The following is a 16,879-nucleotide window of genomic DNA, read 5'->3' as shown; positions in this document are numbered from 1 at the left end:
TTTCACCGCCCCTCGAATCGCGGGGCTCTTTTTTCGGCGTGAGCGCGACGGCTTTCGGCGAAGTCCGCACTGCTCCAGCAGGAATCGAAAAGCTGGTCGAGCCGGGTTTCCCAGGACGGCGGCTCGAACATCGACCGCAGCGCGGTCTTGGCGTACTGAAGCGAAAGTGGTGCGAACTCCGCGATCTCGTGGGCCCAGGCCCGGGCGTCGGTGACCGAACCGAGGCGGTCGGCCAGACCGCAGGCGTGGGCGCGTCGCGCGTCCAGCCGCTCGGCTCCGAGCAGCATCGCGCGGGCCGGCCCGCCGCCCGCGAGCAACGCGAGCCGCCGGACGGTCCAGGGATCCACCGCGAGGCCGTTGCGCGCCGTCGGGACGGCGAAGACGGCGGTGTCGGCGGCGACGCGCAAGTCGCAGGCGATCGCGAGCTGCGTGCCCGCCCCGATCGCGGGACCGTTGACCGCGGCGATCACCGGCACCGGTGCGTCGACGATGGCCCGCAGCGCGGCGTAGAGCGCGGTCCGGAACCCGTCGCCGTACACACCGCCGAGGTCGGCACCGGCGCAGAAGCTCGTCCCGGCCCCGGTCACGACGATCGCCCGGACCGCGCCGGCGAAGTTCTCGACCGCCGCGCGCAGCCCGTCGAGGTGTTCGACGTCGAGTGCGTTGCGCTTGCCGTGGCGGTCGAGCAGGATCAGCCCGACGCCGTCCTGCTCCTCGGTGGTGATCATCGCAGGGCCTCCCACACCACGGCGGGCGACAGCGGCAGTGTCGTGATCCGGACCCCGAGCGCGTCGGCCAGCGCTCCGGCCAGCACGGCGTTCGGGCCGAGGGTGCCGCCCTCCCCCACCCCGCGGACGCCCAGCGGGTTGTCCGCGGGGTGTGACACGTGCTCGATGACGAGGTCCGGGACCTCGGCGCTGGTGGGCATGAGGTAGTCCATCAGCGTGCCGGTGGACAGGTTCCCGGCCTCGTCGTAGATCAGGTGCTCGTACAGCGCGCCGCCGATTCCCTGGGCGATGGAACCGGCGATCTGGCCCTCGACGATCTGCGGGTTGATCACCGTCCCGGCGTCCTCGACGCACACCCACTTCAGGATCCGCAGCGCACCCGTCGCCCGGTCGACCTCGACGACCGCGGCCTGCGCGCCCGCCGCGAACGCGCCGCGGATCGGGTCGTAGAACTCCGTCGCCTCCAGCCCCGGCTCGATGCCCTCCGGCAGGCGGTGGGACTCGAGGTAGGCGACCCGGGCGACTTCGGCCAGCGTCCCGAGGGGTTTCGGGTCGCCGACGACCCGGATCTCCCCGGCGGCGACCTCCAGATCGGCGACGCCGACTTCGTAGAGCTCGCTCGCCAGCCGGAGGACCTTCTCGCGGACAGTCTCCCCCGCGCGGTGTGCGGCGCCGCCGCCGATGACCGCTTGCCGCGACGAGAACGCCCCGAAGCCCCACAAGGACTCGTTGGTGTCGCCGATGCGCACCTCGACGTCCTCGAACCGCACCCCGACGGCGTCCGCGACGATCTGCGCGACGGTCGTCTCCAAGCCCTGGCCCTGGGACGTCACGCCGGACAGGACGGTCACGCGGCCGTCGGGGTCGACCCGGACCGTGCACGCGTCGTGGCCGGTGCGGAACGGCATCCTGGGTCCCGCGGCGGCGGCCCGGCCCAAGCCGGTCAGCTCGTTGTAGCAGGCCATCCCGAGCCCGATCGGGTTCTCGCCCTCCTCGCGGCGCCGCCGTTGCTCGGCGAGGAAGTCCTCGTACCCGATCGTCGCGATCGCCTTCTCCAGGCATTCGCCGTACCAGCCGGAGTCGTCGACCAGCCGCGACGGCATCCGGTACGGGATCTCCGCGGCAGTGATGAGGTTCCGCCGTCGAATGTCCAAATTCGACAGTCCAAGGCGGACAGCGGCCTCGTCGAGCAGCGTCTCCATCGCGAAGACGCTCGCCGGGCGGGCGACCCCGCGGTACGGCCCCGACGGCGCTGTGTTCGTCGCGACGCCGCGCACGGTGCAGCGGTAGTGCTGCAGCCGGTACGGCCCGGACAGGAGCCCGCCGGCCATGAGCGGCTCGATCCCCGCCGTCCACGGGTAAACCGAGTACGCCCCGACGTTGCACGTGACGTCGGCGTCCAGGGCGACCAGGGTCCCTTCGGCGGTGAACCCGGCCCGGAGCCGGTACCGGTGGTCGCGGGCGTGGGTCGCGGCGAGCAGGTGCTCGGCCCGGTCTTCGACCCACTTCACGGGTGTCCCCGGCATCTGCCGCGCGACCAGGCAGACGGCGACGTCCTCCGGGTAGAGGACGGCCTTGACCCCGAAGCCACCGCCGACGTCGGGGGCGATGACCCGGATGGTGCCCTCCGGGACGCCGAGCAGTTCGGCGAGCATGTTACGGACGATGTGGGGCACCTGGGTGCCGGACCAGAACGTCAGGCGTTCCCCGTCCCACACCGCGGCCCCGGCCCGGCATTCCATCGGGTTGCCCGCGTGCCGGTTGGTGATCAGCTCCCGCTCGACCACGAAATGGGCCTGCGCCAGCGCATCCGGGACCTCGCCGGTGTCGAAGGTGCGTTCCAGCAGGACGTTGTCCGGCGCGTCGGCGTGCAGCGGCTCGGCCGGTTCGGCCCACGCGGTGACGGTGGCCGGCAGCGGCTCGTAGTCGACGTCGATCAGTTCGAGCGCATCCTCGGCCTGGTACCGGTCGTCGCCGACCACCACGGCGACCGGCTCCCCGGCGAAGCGCACCTTGTCCCGGGCCAGGACCGGCTGTTCGGTCTCCACATAGGACGGCAGTGCGGATCGGGCGCGCAGCCCGATCGCCGCGAACGCGGGGTGGTCGCCGCTGAAGACCGCTCGCGCCGCCCCTGAGGCGGCCGAGGTGTCGACGGACTTGATCCGGGCGTGGCCGTACGGGCTGCGCAGGAACGCGAGGTGCCGCATCCTCGGCAGCTGCAGGTCGGAGACGTACCGGCCGCGGCCGGTCAGCAGCCGGGCGTCCTCCTTGCGCCGGACGGTCCGTCCGACCGCGCGGCCGTCGCCGGGCTCCGCGTGGGTCTGCTCGGTCGCCGTCATGGCATCGTGTACCCGCCGTTGACCGACACGATCTGCCCCGTGGTCCAGGACGACAGCGGCGAAGCCAGCAGCAGGATGGTCGGCGTGATGTCCGCGGGCGTGCCGAGGCGGCGCAGCGGGTAGGCGGCGAGGATCTTCTTCATCTTGGCTTCGTCGGCGTTGCCGGTGTGCGCGTCCAGGCTCTGGGTCCGGACGAGGGCGATCGACACGGCGTTCGCGCGGATCTGGTGCCGCGCCAGCTCCTTGGCCAGCGACTTGGTCAGGCCGACGGTGGTGGCACGGGTGGTGGCGGTGACCAGGAGCCGCGATTCCCCGACGCGGCCGGAGTCGCCCATCAGGCTGACGATCGACCCGCCGCCGTTGCCGGCCATGTGCCGCACCACCGCCTGGGTGACCCGCAGCGTGCCGGCCACGGTGACGCCGATCTGCGGTGCCCAGTCCTCTTCGGTGGTTTCGAGGAACGGCTTGCTCTGGGTCGCGGCCGCGTTGTTGACCAGCACGTCGATCGAGCCCAGCTGGTCGGCGACCTCGGCCACCGCCCGCGTCACCGACTCGCCGTCCCGAAGGTTCGCGCCGACGGCGATCGCCTTGACACCCAGGGCCGCGGCTTCCTTGGCGCCCTCCTCGGCGCCGTCGGCGGAGGAGTTGTAGTGGAAGGCGACGTTGGCGCCTTCGCCGGCGAACGCGAGCCCGATCGCCCGGCCCAGTCCTTGTCCGGCGCCGGTGACGAGGACGTTCTTGCCGCGGAGCTGAAGATCCATGGTCATTCCTTTTCGAGTGGGGTGAACCGGCGCTCGCCGTCCACTGTGATCAGCCGGCCGGGAGGGAAGTGCGCGGCGGCCAGCAGATCGGGCCGGTCGATGGCGCTCCGGACGAGGTCCGCGCGCACCTTGCGGGCGGCCACCGGGTCGAGGTCGAACACGGCTTCCCACGTCGGGTCCGTGAGTTCGACGGGCGAGTGGGCGACGTCGCCGAGCAGCAGCGCCCGCTCTCCCCAGCTGGAGACGACGTAGACCGCGGTGCCCGGGGTGTGCCCGGGCAGGTGGCGGACGTCGAAGCCGGGCGCGAGGGTCGTGTCGTACTCGAACGTTTCCAGCCGCTCGGTGAGCGGGGACAGCTTGCGCACCGCGCCGGGGTCGGCCTCCGGACTCTCCACGAAGTGCGCCCAGTCCGCGCGGTGGACGCGGTAGGTCGCGTCCGGGAAGACGACCCGGCCCTTCTTCGTGGCCCACCCCACGTGGTCGAAGTGCAGGTGGGTGAACACGACGTCGGTGACGTCCCGGGGCTCGACGCCGAGCCCGCGCAAGCTCTCGAGGAACTGCCCGCCGTGGTACTTGTCGTTGTCGATCGTCCCGACACCGGCGTCGACCAGGATGACGCGGTCGCCGGTGCGGACGAGGAACCCGCCGAGTTCCAGGCGCAGCCGGCCCGCCTCGTCGAGCAGGTGCTCGTGGCACGCCCAAGCGTCGGAAACCCCAGGCCGGGTGAGCACTTCGCGGGCCGGTTCCCGGCCGTAGCCGTCGTAGACCGGTTCGACGTTCAGCGCACCGACCTTCATCGTGCGCCCCCGGGCACGACGAGGGTGCGGATTCCCCGCCCTTCGGCCATTTCCGCGAGTGCTTTCTCCACATCGGACAGCCGGCCGTGACCGGTCACCATGGCCGCGAGGTCGAGGTGACCTTCGCGGAGGTGCTCGAAGTAGCGCGGGAGGTCGCGGGCGGCGTCCAGCGACCCGGCGACGCACCCGACCAGGGTGCGGGCGAAGTGGAACAGCTCGAGGGCGCTGAAGCTGACCTGGTCGTCCTTGCCGCCGATGCCGACGACGCACGCCGTGCCGCCGCGGCGGGTCATCCCCCAGGCGTCGCGGATCGTGCGGGCCGAGCCGACGCAGTCGAAGGCGAAGTCGACGCCCTGCTTGCCGGTGAGCGCGCGGACGGTCTTCTTGGTGTCGTCGTCCGCCGGCACGAAGTGGTGCGCGCCGAGCCGCACGGCCAGGTCCGCCTTTTCGGGGTTGCGGTCCACCGCGATCACGTTCGCGGCACCGGCGAGCCGGGCACCCTGCACCGCCGCCAGGCCGACGCCGCCCAGGCCGACGACCAGCACCGAGGAACCGGGGGTGACCGCGGCGGTCTTCGTCACCGCGCCGACGCCGGTGGTGATGGCGCAGCCCAGCAGCGCCGCGTCGGCGGTGCTGATGTCGTCGGGGACCTTGACCGCGGCCGCGGCCGGGACGACGGTCTGCTCGGCGAACGAGCCCACGGTCAGTCCCGGGTAGACCGGTGCTCCCGAGGAGTCCAGCGCGTACGGCTCGGCTCCGCGCGCCGAGCCGGTGACGCACAGGTGCGGCTCGTCGCGCGCACAGCTGGCGCAGTGGCCGCACGGGGTGATCCACAGCAGGATGACGCGGTCGCCTTCGCGCAGACCGGTGACGTCCGAGCCGGTCTCCAAGACCGTTCCGCACGCCTCGTGCCCCAGCACGGCGGGCAGTTGCTGGGCCAGTACACCGCGGGCCAGCGAAAGGTCCGAGTGGCACACCCCGGTCGCGTCGATGCGGACCCGGACGTCACCCGGGCCCACGTCCCGCAGCCGGATCCGCTCGACCTCCATCGGTTTCTCCGCCGAACGCAGCACGAGCGCGTCGACCTCCACCTGGTAGCCGTCCGTCACAGCTGCACCGCCTTGATCTCGAGGACGTCGTCGATGCCGTAGTCACCGATCTCCCGGCCGACGCCCGATTGCTTGTACCCACCGAAGGGCGCCCGCGGGTTGAACGGGGCCGCGTTGACGTCGATCTGGCCGGTGCGGATCCGCGCCGCCCAGTCGAGGGCCCGCTCGCTGTCTTCGATCCACAGCGCGCCGCCGAGCCCGTAGATCGAATCGTTGGCCAGCTCGATCGCGTGGTCATCGGAGTCGGCGGCCAGGATCGACAGCACGGGGCCGAAGATCTCTTCCCGCGCGAGCCGCGAAGCCGGGTCGACGTCGCTGAACACCGCCGGGGTGACGAAGTAGCCCTTCTCCGGCACCGGGAAGGTCCCGCTGACGAGCTTCGCGCCCCGCGGCTCGAGGAAGCTCTGCACCTCCTTGCGCTGCCCGGCCGAAATCAGCGGGCCGAGCCGCTGGCCGGGCACGTACTTCGCCGCCGCGGCGGCGGCGAGCTCTTCGACCTGGGTGAGCCGGGAAGCCGGGACGATGAGGCGGGACAACGCCGTGCAGGTCTGGCCGCCGTTGAGGAAGCAGTTGGCGACGGTCACCTTCACCGCCTTGGCCAGCAGCTCGTCGGACACGTCCGACAGCACCACGCTCGCGGACTTGCCGCCGAGCTCCAGGGTGACGCCCTTGACGGTTTCCGCCGCGGCCGCGGCGACCTGCCGGCCCACGGGCGTGGAGCCGGTGAACGAGACGTGGTCGATGCCGGGGTGGCGCGCGAGCAGGTCCCCGACCACCCGCCCGCCGCCGGTGACCAGGTTGAGCACGCCGGGCGGGAACCCGGCGGCCTGGAAGGCGCGCGCCAGCTCGAAGGCGGTCAGCGGGGTCAGGGCCGCGGGCTTGAGCACGACCGTGCAGCCGGCCGCGATCGCCGGGACGATCTTGACGACCACCTGGTGCAGCGGGAGGTTCCACGGCGTGATCGCGGCGACCACCCCGACCGGTTCGCGCAGGATCACCGAGTTGTCCCGCTGCCGGCGGAAGGGGAACTCCTCGAGCGCGTCGGCGGTGCGGGCGATGACCGCGAGCGGCACGTCGACGTGCAGCTTCCGCGCGACCGGCGGCGCGGAACCCTGCTCACGGGTGACGAGGCCGGCGAAGACGTCGGCCCGCTCGGCGATGACGTCGTGCAGGCGGCGCAGCGCGGCGGCCCGATCCCGGACGGAAGTCGCCGCCCACTTCGGGAACGCGGCACGCGCGGCCTTGATCGCCTCCTCGACGTCGAAGTCCGTCCCCTGGGTCACCACGCCGGTGACCTCTTCGGTGGCGGGGTTGTCCACCTCGCTGTCGTCGCCGTGCCCGGCGACCCAGTCGCCGCCGATGCAGAGCGCGGGTTCGCGGATCAGCTCGTCGGTCATCGGACCGCCTCCTCGGGGTTCATCCGGCCAACGGGGACCGGGAACGACAGGTTGATCACGACGGGCGGTCCGCTGTTCCGGCCGCGGTTGCGGAACAGCAGGATCCCGGCCAGCAGGGCCACCAACCCGCCGACCACCGGCAGGGCACGCTTGGCGATGAGGCCGCCCATGCTGGAAAACACGTCGAGCGCTTCGGCTTCGGAGTCGTCGCTCGTGGCCGCGCGCGGGCCGTCGGTGGTGGCGGCGCCGGGCGCGAACTCAGCCTCCAGGCGCCGCACGAACTGCCCGATCAGCTTGCCGGTGACGTCGGCGATGACTCCGCGGCCGAACTGGGCCACCCGGCCGGAGAGGTCGAGTTCGGTGCGGACGTCGACTTTGGTGCCGGTGCCCTGCTCGGCCAGGCTCATCGTCACCGTCGCGGCGGCGTTGCCCTGACCGCCCGCGTCCTTGCCTTCGGCGCGGACCACCGCGCGGTGCGCCTGGTCGTCCTTCTCCGCGAACCGCGCGGTTCCGCGGTACTGCGCGGAGACCGGCCCGAGCTTGATCTTCACCGAGCCGCGGTAGACGTCGTCCTCGACGCTGTGCAGCGAGGCGCCCGGCAGGCACGGCGCGACGCGCGGCAGGTCGGTCAGCACCTTCCACGCGTCGTCGACGGGCAGGTTCACGGTGAAGGTGTTGGAGAGTTCCACGGACACCACCTTACTAATTAACGTTAGTTTGTAGCCTACGGGCAGCACGATTCCGGGTCAACCGGCACTCGCGGCTCACCCGGCGGGCGCCGTCAGCTGCTTCTGCAGCAGGAACCGCATGATCTTCCCGGAGGCGGTGCGGGGAATCGACTCGACCTCGACGACTTCGGCCGGCACCTTGAACTTCGAGAGCTCACGAGCACAGCCCGCCAGCAGGGCGTCGACGTCGAGTTTTCCCGGCTCCGCCAGGACGACGAACGCCACCGGCACCTCACCCAGGTCGGCGTGCTCGCGCGCCACCACGGCCGCGTCGCGGATCTGCCCGGACTTCAGCAGCACGGCCTCGACCTCCGCGGGGTAGATGTTCTCCCCGCCCCGGATGATCAGCTCCTTGGTCCGGCCGCTGATGGTCAGGAAGCCGTTGGGATCGCGCCGCCCGAGATCGCCGGTCCGGTACCAGCCGTGCCGCAGCACTTCCGCGGTGGCGTCGGCGCGGTTGTGGTAGCCGCGCATCACGTTGGGTCCGCTGACCCACAGCTCGCCTTCCTCGTCCACGCCGACGTCGTCCCCGGTCACCGGGTCCACCAGGCGGACCCCGACGCCGGGCATCGGCAGCCCGCACGAGCCCAGCACGCGCCCGCCTTCGGGGGCGTTCATGGTGACCATCGTGGAGGTTTCGGTGATGCCGTAGCCCTCGATCAGCTTGACGCCGAAGACCTGCTCGAACTCGGCGTTCAACGCGGCAGGGAGGATCGCACCGGCGGACACGCACAGCCGCAGCCCGCCGGTGTCGACCGTCCGCTCCCGCGCGAAGTGCACGAGGTACTGGAACATGGTCGGCACGCCGGGCAGCACGGTGAACTCCTCCGCGCCCAGCAGGCCGACCACCCGGCCCGGCGAAAACTTGGTCATGATGTGCTCCGAGGCGCCCGTCGCGAACACGCCGAGCACGCACAGGACCAGCGCGTAGCTGTGGAACAGCGGCAGCGGGCAGAGCAGCCGGTCCTGATCGGACAGACCCGCGATCGGCGACCAGCAGGCCGCGACCACCCACAGGCAGCCGCGCTGGGTCAGCAGCACGCCCTTGGGCCGCCCGGTGGTGCCGGAGGTGTAGAGCATCCACGCGACCTCGTCCAAGCCGAGGTCGTCCCGCGGCGGGCTCGCGGGTTCGGTGGTGGCCAGCTCCTCATAGGACAGTGCGTCGTCGACCCGCCCGGCCCCGACGACCAGGACCGTCGCCCGACGGTTGCGAGCGAGCTCGCGGGCGTGCGCCACGTGAGCCCGGTCCGTGATGATCACCGACGCGCCGGAGTCGAGGAACAGGTACTCGATCTCGGCGGGAGCCGCGTCGGCGTTCACGCAGACGCCGACCAGGGACGCCCGGGTGGTCATGAGGTACGCCTCGGCGATGTCGGCGCCGTTGTCCAGGTAGATCAGCACGCGGTCGCCCCGGGCCGCACCCGCGGCGACCAGGCGGCCGGCCACTCTTCGGGTGCGCTCGGCCAGCTCCCGGTAGCTCACCGACCGGCGGTCGTCGCTGAAGACGGTTTTGTCACCCCACCGCCCGGCCTGCTCGACGAGCAGCTGCGGCACGGGACGGATCAGCTCGACGCTGAGCATGAGCACTCCTGACGGGCTCGACGGGAGTTCGACGACGAACTGCTAACTAATGATAGTTAGCACGCGTAGGTTAGCCAGCGACCCGGGAATTGACAAGGGAGGAAACGCGACCGGTCAGGTCAAGCCGGCGATGCGCAGCGCGTAACGGCTGTAGGTCTCGGCGACGGCCTCAGCGGACTGCGGACCGTCTTCGCGGAACCAGCGGGCGATGCTCACGCACATTTCGAGGATGCCGAACGCGGCCAGCGTGGGGTCGTCTTCGGTGAACCGGCCCGCGGCGACGCCTTCCTCGATCAGGTCGCGGATGGCGTGTGCGTGCCGGCGCCGGAGTTCGAGGACTTCGGAACGCACCGGCTCCTCGAGGCTGGCGACGTCGCGGTTCACGATGAGCGCTTCCCGGCGGTGGGTGGCGTGCCGCAGGGCGTAGACGCGCGCGGACCGGCGCAGGCGCTCGACGACGTCGCCCACCCCGTGGACGGCCTGCTCGTGGTCCGCCCAGACCTGACGGCTGGTCTCCAGGATGACGTCGCGCAGGAGGTCCTGCTTGGCCTTCATGTGGTTGTACAGGCTGGGCGTGCGGATCCCCAGCGCGTCGGCGATCTGGCTGAGCGCGGTGCCGTGGTAGCCCCGCTCGGCGAACAGCGTCAACGCGGCGTCGCGGACCGCGCCCGGACTCACGGTCGTCTTGGCCTCGCTACGCCCCGTCGACGTCTTGGAACTCGCCACCCCCTGATGATAGGGAACCCCGGTCGATTGCGATCTCCCGGAGGCGCGCGAGGATCAGGTCGACGTCCCGGGCCGTCGTGCGGTGGTTGGTGACGCAGGCGCGGACACCGTGCCGGCCGTCGATCAGCACCGGCCCGAGCAGCGCGGTGTTCTCCGCCGCCAGTGTCTCCAGCAACTCGGTCTGCTCGTCCTGGGAAGCGCCGTCGACGACGAAGCACACCGCGGTCAGCGTGACCGGGGCGAGCAGGGTGAGGCCGTCGATCGCTTCGATGCCGCGGCCGAGCCGCCGCGCCAGCTCGAGCGTCCGGCGGGTCGCGGACCGGAACGCGTCCACGCCGAACGCCTGCAGGGCGCTCCACACCTTGAGCGCCTTGAAGTTCCGCGACAGCTGAGGTCCGTAGTCCATGTAGTCGGTCAGCAGCGGGTCTTCGGCCACCGTCAGGTACGACGAGTCGAACGCGTACGCGGCCCGCAGCTTGGCACCGTCGCGCACCAGCAGGCAGCCCGCCTCCAGCGGCGCGAACAGCAGCTTGTGCGGGTCCAGGGAGATCGAGTCGCCTCGGGCCGCTCCCCCCATCGGCTCCCGCATCTCCTCGCACAGCAAGAAGAGCCCGCCGTACGCGCCGTCCACGTGCAGCCACAGGTCCTGCTCGACGCACACGTCGGCGATCGCGTCCAGCGGGTCCACCGAACCCGTCGCCACCGTGCCGCACGTGGCCACGACGCACCACGGCCGCAGGCCCGCCGCGCGGTCCGCGTCGATCGCCGCGGTCAGCGCGGTGACGTCCATCCGGTGGTGCTCGTCCGTGGCGATGTGCCGCACGTGGTCGAGGCCGATGCCGAGGATCGCCGCGGCCTTGTCGACGCTGCGGTGCGCCTCGACCGAGGTGTAGACGACCAGCGGCGGCGCCGAGCGCTGCAGTCCCGTCTCGCGGAAGCCGGGCACGCGGTCGTCCAGGGCGGTCGCCATGGCTTGCAGCGTGGCCAGCGAGCCTCCGCCGGTGAGGATGCCCTTCGCGGTGGCCGGAAACCCGACGACCGAGGCCAGCCACTCCAGCACCGACCTCTCCACGACGCTCGCGGCCGGGGACAGCTGCCAGAAGTTGCAGTTCTGGTTGATCGTCGCGGCGACCGCCTCGGCGTACGCGGCGACCCCGTTGGGCGGCCCGAGCACGTAAGCGAGGAACCGGGAGTGCGCCACCGTCGCGGAGTTGGGCAGGATCGTGTCCTCGAGACGGTCAAACAAGCCGTCGACGCCGATGCCCTTGTCCGGCACCGAATCCGCGAGCAGCGCCGCCAGCCGATCGCGGTCAGGCTCCGGCAGCACCTGCGCGCCGGGGAGATCCCGCTCGTATCGGTCCAGCAGCGCCACCAGACGTTCGCCCGCCCTGGCGCGTTCCTCATCAGTCAGTACCAGCTCACTCATACCTGGCACGGTATGGCACAACGGGTGGCATTCGATGCCATCTTATTTCTGTAAAGCCACCATGATTGGCATACTGTGCCCATGGATCGCACCGATCGCGCAATCATCCGCCACCTGCAGGCCGACGGGCGGCTCGCCAACACCGAACTCGCCGACAAGGTCGGCCTGACGCCGTCCCCGTGCCTGCGCCGCGTGCGCGCGCTGGAGGAGTCCGGCGTCATCACCGGCTACCACGCCGCCGTGAACGCGGCCGCGCTCGGCCGGGGCTTCCGCGTCCTCGTCCACATCGACATGGCCACCCAGGACATCGGCACCATCGAGGCCTTCGAAGCCCGGATCGCGGAGGTCGACGCCGTCGAACAGTGCTTCCGCCTGTTCGGTCAGCCCGACTACCTCCTGTGGGTGGCCGTCGCCGATCTCGCCGCCTACGAGCAGGTCTACATGACGACCCTCACCCGCTTGCCCGGAGTCGCGCGCACCAACTCGCAGTTCCCGATGAAAACGGTGAAGTGACCCCGCCGCTCGGGCCTACGAACGGACGGACTCCGCGGGCGCGCCGGAGGCGGTGTCGGCGTTGAGCATGTCGACGTGGCGCGTGTCGCGCAGTGGCACGGTGCACAGCGCGCTGACCAGCGCCAGGCCGCAGAGGTAGAGGCCCAGGGCACTGCTGCCGTAGGCGGCCACCAGCTGCGTCGCGAACAGCGGCGTGACGGCGCCGCCGATGACCCCGGCGAGGTTGTAGGCGAGACCGGCGCCCGTGTAGCGGTAGCGAGCGGCGAACAGCTCCGGCAGCAGGGCCCCGACCGGGCCGTAGGCGATGCCGACCACCCCGAGCAGCACGCACATCCCGATGACGAACGACAGCGGAGTGCCCAGGTTCAGGATCGGGAAGGTGACCAGTCCGATCGCCGCCGAGGCGAGGTTGCCGATCAACACCATCCTCCGGCGCCCGAAGCGGTCCGAGCCGATCGCGCCGAGGATCGTGGTCACCGCGAAGGAGAGACCGCCCAGGATGCCGAAGGCCAGCACCGTGGTGCGCGGGTGGTGCAGGACCGCGGTGCCGTAGGTGGTCAGGTACGTGACGCCGATGTAGAAGTACGCGAAGACCGTGGTGGTGGCCATGGCCCCGAAGAAGACCTGCAGCGGCTGGCGGGTGGCCACTTCGAACATCGGGATCTTGGCGACGGACTTGGTCGCTTTGAACGCGCTGGTCTCCTCGATCTTGAGCCGCACGTAGAGCCCGATCCCGACGAGCAGCAGGCTGCCCAGGAACGGCAGGCGCCAGCCCCACGCGAGGAACGACGCGCTGCTCATCGTCAACGCGGTGAGCAAGAACGTCGCGCTGGACAAGGCGAAGGCGACCGACGGCCCCAGCTGGGGGAACAGCGCGTACTTGCCTCGTTTGGCCTTCGGGGCGTTCTCCGCGGTCAGCAAGGTCGCGCCCGCCCACTCGCCGCCGACGGCCACGCCCTGGGCGATGCGCAGGACGACCAGCGCCAGTGCTGCGATGACGCCGATCGAGCTCGCCGAGGGCAGGATCCCGATCGCGACCGTGGAGAGCCCCATGATGAGCAGCGTGGTCACCAGGGTGCGCTTGCGCCCGATCCGGTCGCCGAAGTGACCGAAGACGATCGATCCGAACGGCCGGGCGACGAAGGCCACCCCGAAGGTGGCGAACGCGAGCGCGGTGCCCTGGACGGCTCCGAGTTCAGGGAAGAACACCTTGTTGAACACCAAGGCCGCGGCCGTGCCGTAGACGAAGAAGTCGTAGAACTCGATGACGGTTCCGGTCATGCTCGCCAGCGCGATCCGCGTCATCGGGTTGCCTGATCTGGTCATGGGGGTCCTTCCGGGTGACGCAAGGGGAGGAGGGAAAAAGGGCTACACGGCCGCCGGCTGCTGGGGCGCCGCACCGGACGGGGTCGACTCGCCGAGGCCGAGTTCGGCGATGGCGATTTCGCGCATGCGGAACTTCTGGACCTTGCCGCTGCCGGTCGTCGGGAAGTCGTCGGTGAACCGCCACAGCGTCGGGATCTTCGAGCGGCTGATGCGACCGGAGCAGAACCCGGCGAGGTCGTCGCCGTCGATTCGCTCCCCCGGGCGCGGCCGCACCCACGCCATGACTTGCTCGCCGTAGCGCTCGTGGGGCACGCCGACGACGTGGACGTCGCTGACCGCGGGGTGGCCGCGCAGCAGTTCTTCGATTTCGCGGGGGTAGATGTTCTCGCCGCCACGGATGATGACGTCCTTGAGCCGCCCGACGAGCGTCACGCAGCCGCTCTCGTCCATCACGGCCAGGTCGCCGGTGTGCATCCAGCCGGCGGAGCTGATCGATTCCTGTGTCGCGGCGTCGTCGTCCCAGTAGCCGGCCATCACGCTGTAGCCGCGGGTGCACTGTTCTCCGGGGGTACCGGCCGGGACGACGCTGCCGGTCGCGGGATCCACGATCTTGACTTCGACGTGCGGGGCGGGCCGCCCGACCGTGTTGTCGCGCAGGTGTGCCGGGTCGCCGGGCAGGGTCTGGGTCGAGATCGGCGACGTCTCGGTCATGCCGCACACCGTGGACAGCTCGGGCAGGTGCAGTTCGGCGCGGATCCGGCGCAGCAGGTCGGGCGGGCACGGCGCTCCCCCGATCAGGCCGGTGCGCAGGTCGTCGTGGACGAACTCGGCCAGGCCGGGGTCTTCGAGCAGGGCCAGGTACATCGTGGGCACGCCGTAGACGGCCGTGCAGCGCTCGGCGCGCAGGGCTTCCAGCGTGCGCCGGGCGTCGAACGTGCCGCCCGGGAGCACCAGCGCGGCGCCGTGCGAGCTCACGCCGAGCGTGCCGAGGACCATGCCGAAGCAGTGGAAGAGCGGCACCGGCACGCACACGCGGTCGTGTTCCGTGAACCCGATGGCCGCGGTGACGAGGTGACCGTTGTTCAGCAGGTTGTGGTGGGTGAGGGTCGCGCCCTTGGGCCGCCCGGTCGTGCCGGAGGTGTACTGGATCGCGACCGGGTCGTCGAAGTCGACGTCGTCCTCGTGCCCCTCGACCGCGGCGAGATCCCCGTCGAGGTCGATCCAGCCGTCTTCGAACACGATCACCTCGCGCAGCCGCGGGCAGCGTCGGCGAGCTTCGGCGACGACGTCGCGGCAGTCGGTCGACCGGAACCAGGCGGCGTGCAGCAGCAGCGACGTCTCCGACTGCGCGAACGCGTAGGCGAGCTCGGCGGCCTGGTAGGTCGGGTTGAGCGCCACCAGGACGGCACCGATCCGGGCGGCCGCGAACTGCAGGACGACCCACTCGTGCCGGTTGGTGGCCCAGACCCCGACCCGGTCGCCGCGCCGGACCCCTCGGGCGAGCAGACCGGCCGCGACCCGGCCGGTCTCCTCCCACAGTCGCTCGTAGGTGTAGCGGGCGTGATGGGTGAGATCCACCAGCGCGGTGCGATCTCCGTGCAGCTCGGTCACCCGCCGCAGGTTGGCCCCGATCGTCTCGCCCAGGAGCGGCCGGTCGGTACTGCCACACGCGTAGGAGGGCGGCGCGCTCATGCCGTGGTCTCCGCCCGGGCCGGTTCGACGAGGGCCGTTTTCTCCGCCAGGCGCCGGGCGAGCGCGGCGTCCTCGACGATGAAGCGTTCGTGCCTGCCGTGCGCGATGACCTCGACGTCGTCGGCGGCCTCGACGGCGAAGGTGATCCGCCGGCGGTCGACCGCCGTGACCATGGCCGTCGCCGTGACCGACTGGCCGCGCACGGTGGGACGCACGTGCGCGATGTCGATCGTGGCTCCGACGCTGTTCTGGCCCGTGCCGAGGAACGGTCCGAGCGCCGCCATCGCGGCTTCTTCGAGCAGCCGCACGACCGAAGGCGTCGACAGGACGTCGTAGCCTCCGCGGTGGACGCAGTCGGCGGCGTCGACGGTCTTCGCGACGTGGCCGGACCGTTCGAGGGGAACCTCGGGCGCGCTCACTTGACGCCGCCGCGGCGCTTCGGGTCCCAGGCCAGCTCGAGGTTGCGGATGATCGCCGGGGAGTACATGCAGCGGGCCTGGCCGATGGCCAGGTTGGCCATGTAGTGGCGGAACGTCTCCAGGGGTTCGGCCGCGACGCGCAGCTGGGTGCGGTTGGCGTTGACGCCGACCGAGCCGGTGGCGGTCAGCGCGTCGACGGCGTCGGCGATCGCGGCCTGCATCCCGGCTTCGTCGGTCACCAGGTCGTCGACGATCTGCCGGCCCTCCGGGGAATCGACGTAGATGTCGCGGTTGAAGAAGATGCCCTGGCGGGCCACCTTCTCGCCGACGAACCGCGGCAGCCGCATGTTCCCGCAGCCGGGCAGGAAGCCCTCCTTGCGGGCCGGCAGGTTCACGAAGGCGCCCGAGCGGGCGACCACCCGGTCCATGACCAGCAGGAACTGGCAGCCGCCGCCGATGGCGTGGGTGTCGACGGCGGCGATCCACGGCTTCTCGTGGCGGTTTTCGACGATCGACACCTCCCCCGCCCCCAGGGAGTGCCCCCGGTACCACTTGGTGATCAGGCCCATCTCGCGTTCGATGAAGAACTCGATCAGCGAGACCTCGCCGTGGTAGAGCCGGGTCAGGTTCACGCCGCTGTCGAAGACGCGGCGGCCGGCGTACTTGGGGTGCACGGCCTCGGCACCGCGCAGCACGCCGACCTCGATGCGGTCGTCCAGCAGGATCAGGTCCGTCGCGGTCTCCATCGCGGCGGTGGACTCGTCGTCCTCGGCGTTGAGGTACTTGTGGTGCTGGATCGTCAGGTGCCCGACGTTGCCGCGCCGCTCGACCAGGCTGGTGCCCAGGTCGACGCGATCGGTCCGGCGCAGCTCGTCGAGCAGCTCGAGCGCTTCGCGCCGCGGCTGTGCCATGGCGTGCATGAGGTGGTAGCCGGTGCGCGCGTTGTCGAGCACCCGGGAGATGAGGATTCCCTGGTCGAACTCCCAGCCCTCCTTGTGCTTCTGCGGATACCGGCGCTCTTCGGCGATGCGGGCCCGGGTCGGCACGAGACCGGGCACGAGCTCGGCGACCGCGTAGGCCAGCTCGGCGACGCGCAGGGTGCGGGTGCAGTGGTCGGTGACCGCGTCGTAGACCGCCTCGACGTGCCGGGCGAGGAACCGCTCCCGGGTGACGCGGCCTCGGTCGAGGATCGCGTCGGCCTGCGCCTGCTGGTCTTCGGTGCGCTCGGGCTTCGGCGGCAGCGCGGCGATCTCCACGTCGATGGCCGCGAAGTGCTCCGAAGCGAGCGCTGAGTCCTTGTCGAAGTCGCCGGTGAAGTCGGTGGTGGTGTCGGGCAT

15 protein-coding genes are annotated in these 16,879 nt (G+C 71.2%); 1 reads left to right on the top strand and 14 read right to left on the bottom strand.

The features are described from left to right. Positions 1 to 2: 2 nt before the first annotated feature. From QP939_RS35100 to QP939_RS35055, 10 genes are all read right to left on the bottom strand, one after another. Positions 3 to 728, bottom strand: a complete 726-nt coding sequence (locus QP939_RS35100; RefSeq protein WP_285450628.1) for an enoyl-CoA hydratase — start codon at positions 726 to 728, stop codon at positions 3 to 5. Continuing rightward, on the bottom strand, positions 725 to 3,067 hold the full coding sequence (locus tag QP939_RS35095) for a xanthine dehydrogenase family protein molybdopterin-binding subunit (protein WP_285450627.1): 2,343 nt from the start codon (positions 3,065 to 3,067) through the stop codon (positions 725 to 727). Before QP939_RS35095 ends, QP939_RS35100 begins: the two co-directional genes overlap by 4 nt. Next, on the bottom strand, positions 3,064 to 3,828 hold the full coding sequence (locus tag QP939_RS35090) for an SDR family NAD(P)-dependent oxidoreductase (protein ID WP_285450626.1): 765 nt from the start codon (positions 3,826 to 3,828) through the stop codon (positions 3,064 to 3,066). Before QP939_RS35090 ends, QP939_RS35095 begins: the two co-directional genes overlap by 4 nt. A 2-nt stretch (positions 3,829 to 3,830) precedes the next feature. Continuing rightward, positions 3,831 to 4,625, bottom strand: a complete 795-nt coding sequence (locus tag QP939_RS35085) for an MBL fold metallo-hydrolase (RefSeq protein WP_285450624.1) — start codon at positions 4,623 to 4,625, stop codon at positions 3,831 to 3,833. Continuing rightward, complete coding sequence (locus QP939_RS35080; RefSeq protein WP_285450623.1) at positions 4,622 to 5,734, bottom strand: zinc-binding dehydrogenase; 1,113 nt, start codon at positions 5,732 to 5,734, stop codon at positions 4,622 to 4,624. Before QP939_RS35080 ends, QP939_RS35085 begins: the two co-directional genes overlap by 4 nt. Continuing rightward, positions 5,731 to 7,131 (bottom strand): aldehyde dehydrogenase family protein, encoded by a 1,401-nt coding sequence (locus QP939_RS35075; RefSeq protein ID WP_285450621.1) that lies wholly within the window; start codon positions 7,129 to 7,131, stop codon positions 5,731 to 5,733. Before QP939_RS35075 ends, QP939_RS35080 begins: the two co-directional genes overlap by 4 nt. Further along, complete coding sequence (locus QP939_RS35070; protein WP_285450619.1) at positions 7,128 to 7,820, bottom strand: SRPBCC family protein; 693 nt, start codon at positions 7,818 to 7,820, stop codon at positions 7,128 to 7,130. The genes QP939_RS35075 and QP939_RS35070 overlap by 4 nt, the downstream gene beginning before the upstream one ends. A 75-nt stretch (positions 7,821 to 7,895) precedes the next feature. After that, positions 7,896 to 9,440, bottom strand: a complete 1,545-nt coding sequence (locus QP939_RS35065; RefSeq protein ID WP_285450618.1) for a class I adenylate-forming enzyme family protein — start codon at positions 9,438 to 9,440, stop codon at positions 7,896 to 7,898. 114 nt (positions 9,441 to 9,554) lie between these two features. After that, the gene (locus tag QP939_RS35060; protein WP_285450616.1) at positions 9,555 to 10,166 is read right to left on the bottom strand and encodes a TetR/AcrR family transcriptional regulator; all 612 of its coding nucleotides are present in this window, start codon (positions 10,164 to 10,166) and stop codon (positions 9,555 to 9,557) included. Then, entirely contained in the window at positions 10,135 to 11,592 is a 1,458-nt protein-coding gene (locus tag QP939_RS35055) for a pyridoxal phosphate-dependent decarboxylase family protein (protein ID WP_285450615.1), read from the bottom strand. The genes QP939_RS35060 and QP939_RS35055 overlap by 32 nt, the downstream gene beginning before the upstream one ends. A gap of 81 nt (positions 11,593 to 11,673) precedes the next feature. Here QP939_RS35055 and QP939_RS35050 point away from each other — a divergent pair, with 81 nt between their 5' ends. Then, positions 11,674 to 12,105: an Lrp/AsnC family transcriptional regulator gene (locus tag QP939_RS35050; protein WP_285450614.1), complete on the top strand. Its 432-nt coding sequence runs from the start codon at positions 11,674 to 11,676 to the stop codon at positions 12,103 to 12,105. Positions 12,106 to 12,120: 15 nt separating this feature from the next. On the opposite strand, the gene QP939_RS35045 is transcribed toward QP939_RS35050, so the two are convergent. Genes QP939_RS35045 through QP939_RS35030 form a run of 4 tightly spaced genes read right to left on the bottom strand, consistent with a single transcriptional unit; the run spans position 12,121 to position 16,879 of the window. Further along, a complete protein-coding gene (locus tag QP939_RS35045; protein WP_285450612.1) occupies positions 12,121 to 13,431 on the bottom strand; it encodes an MFS transporter in 1,311 nt (436 codons plus the stop codon). Positions 13,432 to 13,473: 42 nt separating this feature from the next. Next, positions 13,474 to 15,123 (bottom strand): AMP-binding protein, encoded by a 1,650-nt coding sequence (locus QP939_RS35040; RefSeq protein ID WP_285450610.1) that lies wholly within the window; start codon positions 15,121 to 15,123, stop codon positions 13,474 to 13,476. Continuing rightward, the gene (locus QP939_RS35035) at positions 15,120 to 15,542 is read right to left on the bottom strand and encodes a thioesterase family protein (RefSeq protein WP_285450608.1); all 423 of its coding nucleotides are present in this window, start codon (positions 15,540 to 15,542) and stop codon (positions 15,120 to 15,122) included. Before QP939_RS35035 ends, QP939_RS35040 begins: the two co-directional genes overlap by 4 nt. Next, on the bottom strand, positions 15,539 to 16,879 hold the full coding sequence (locus QP939_RS35030; protein WP_285450607.1) for an enoyl-CoA hydratase/isomerase family protein: 1,341 nt from the start codon (positions 16,877 to 16,879) through the stop codon (positions 15,539 to 15,541). The genes QP939_RS35035 and QP939_RS35030 overlap by 4 nt, the downstream gene beginning before the upstream one ends.

The sequence above is a fragment of the Amycolatopsis nalaikhensis genome (genome assembly GCF_030264295.1).
Lineage (GTDB): Bacteria > Actinomycetota > Actinomycetes > Mycobacteriales > Pseudonocardiaceae > Amycolatopsis > Amycolatopsis nalaikhensis.
The sequence above is the reverse complement of the archived record's forward strand: the minus strand, read 5'-3'. Positions and strand labels throughout refer to the sequence as shown.

Coding starts and splice junctions, on each gene's coding strand:
- QP939_RS35100 (WP_285450628.1), bottom strand. CDS start 728: ATGATCACCACCGAGGAGCAGGACGGCGTCGGGCTGATCCTGCTCGAC.
- QP939_RS35095 (WP_285450627.1), bottom strand. CDS start 3,067: ATGACGGCGACCGAGCAGACCCACGCGGAGCCCGGCGACGGCCGCGCG.
- QP939_RS35090 (WP_285450626.1), bottom strand. CDS start 3,828: ATGGATCTTCAGCTCCGCGGCAAGAACGTCCTCGTCACCGGCGCCGGA.
- QP939_RS35085 (WP_285450624.1), bottom strand. CDS start 4,625: ATGAAGGTCGGTGCGCTGAACGTCGAACCGGTCTACGACGGCTACGGC.
- QP939_RS35075 (WP_285450621.1), bottom strand. CDS start 7,131: ATGACCGACGAGCTGATCCGCGAACCCGCGCTCTGCATCGGCGGCGAC.
- QP939_RS35065 (WP_285450618.1), bottom strand. CDS start 9,440: ATGCTCAGCGTCGAGCTGATCCGTCCCGTGCCGCAGCTGCTCGTCGAG.
- QP939_RS35055 (WP_285450615.1), bottom strand. CDS start 11,592: ATGAGTGAGCTGGTACTGACTGATGAGGAACGCGCCAGGGCGGGCGAA.
- QP939_RS35050 (WP_285450614.1), top strand. CDS start 11,674: ATGGATCGCACCGATCGCGCAATCATCCGCCACCTGCAGGCCGACGGG.
- QP939_RS35045 (WP_285450612.1), bottom strand. CDS start 13,431: ATGACCAGATCAGGCAACCCGATGACGCGGATCGCGCTGGCGAGCATG.
- QP939_RS35040 (WP_285450610.1), bottom strand. CDS start 15,123: ATGAGCGCGCCGCCCTCCTACGCGTGTGGCAGTACCGACCGGCCGCTC.
- QP939_RS35030 (WP_285450607.1), bottom strand. CDS start 16,879: ATGCCCGACACCACCACCGACTTCACCGGCGACTTCGACAAGGACTCA.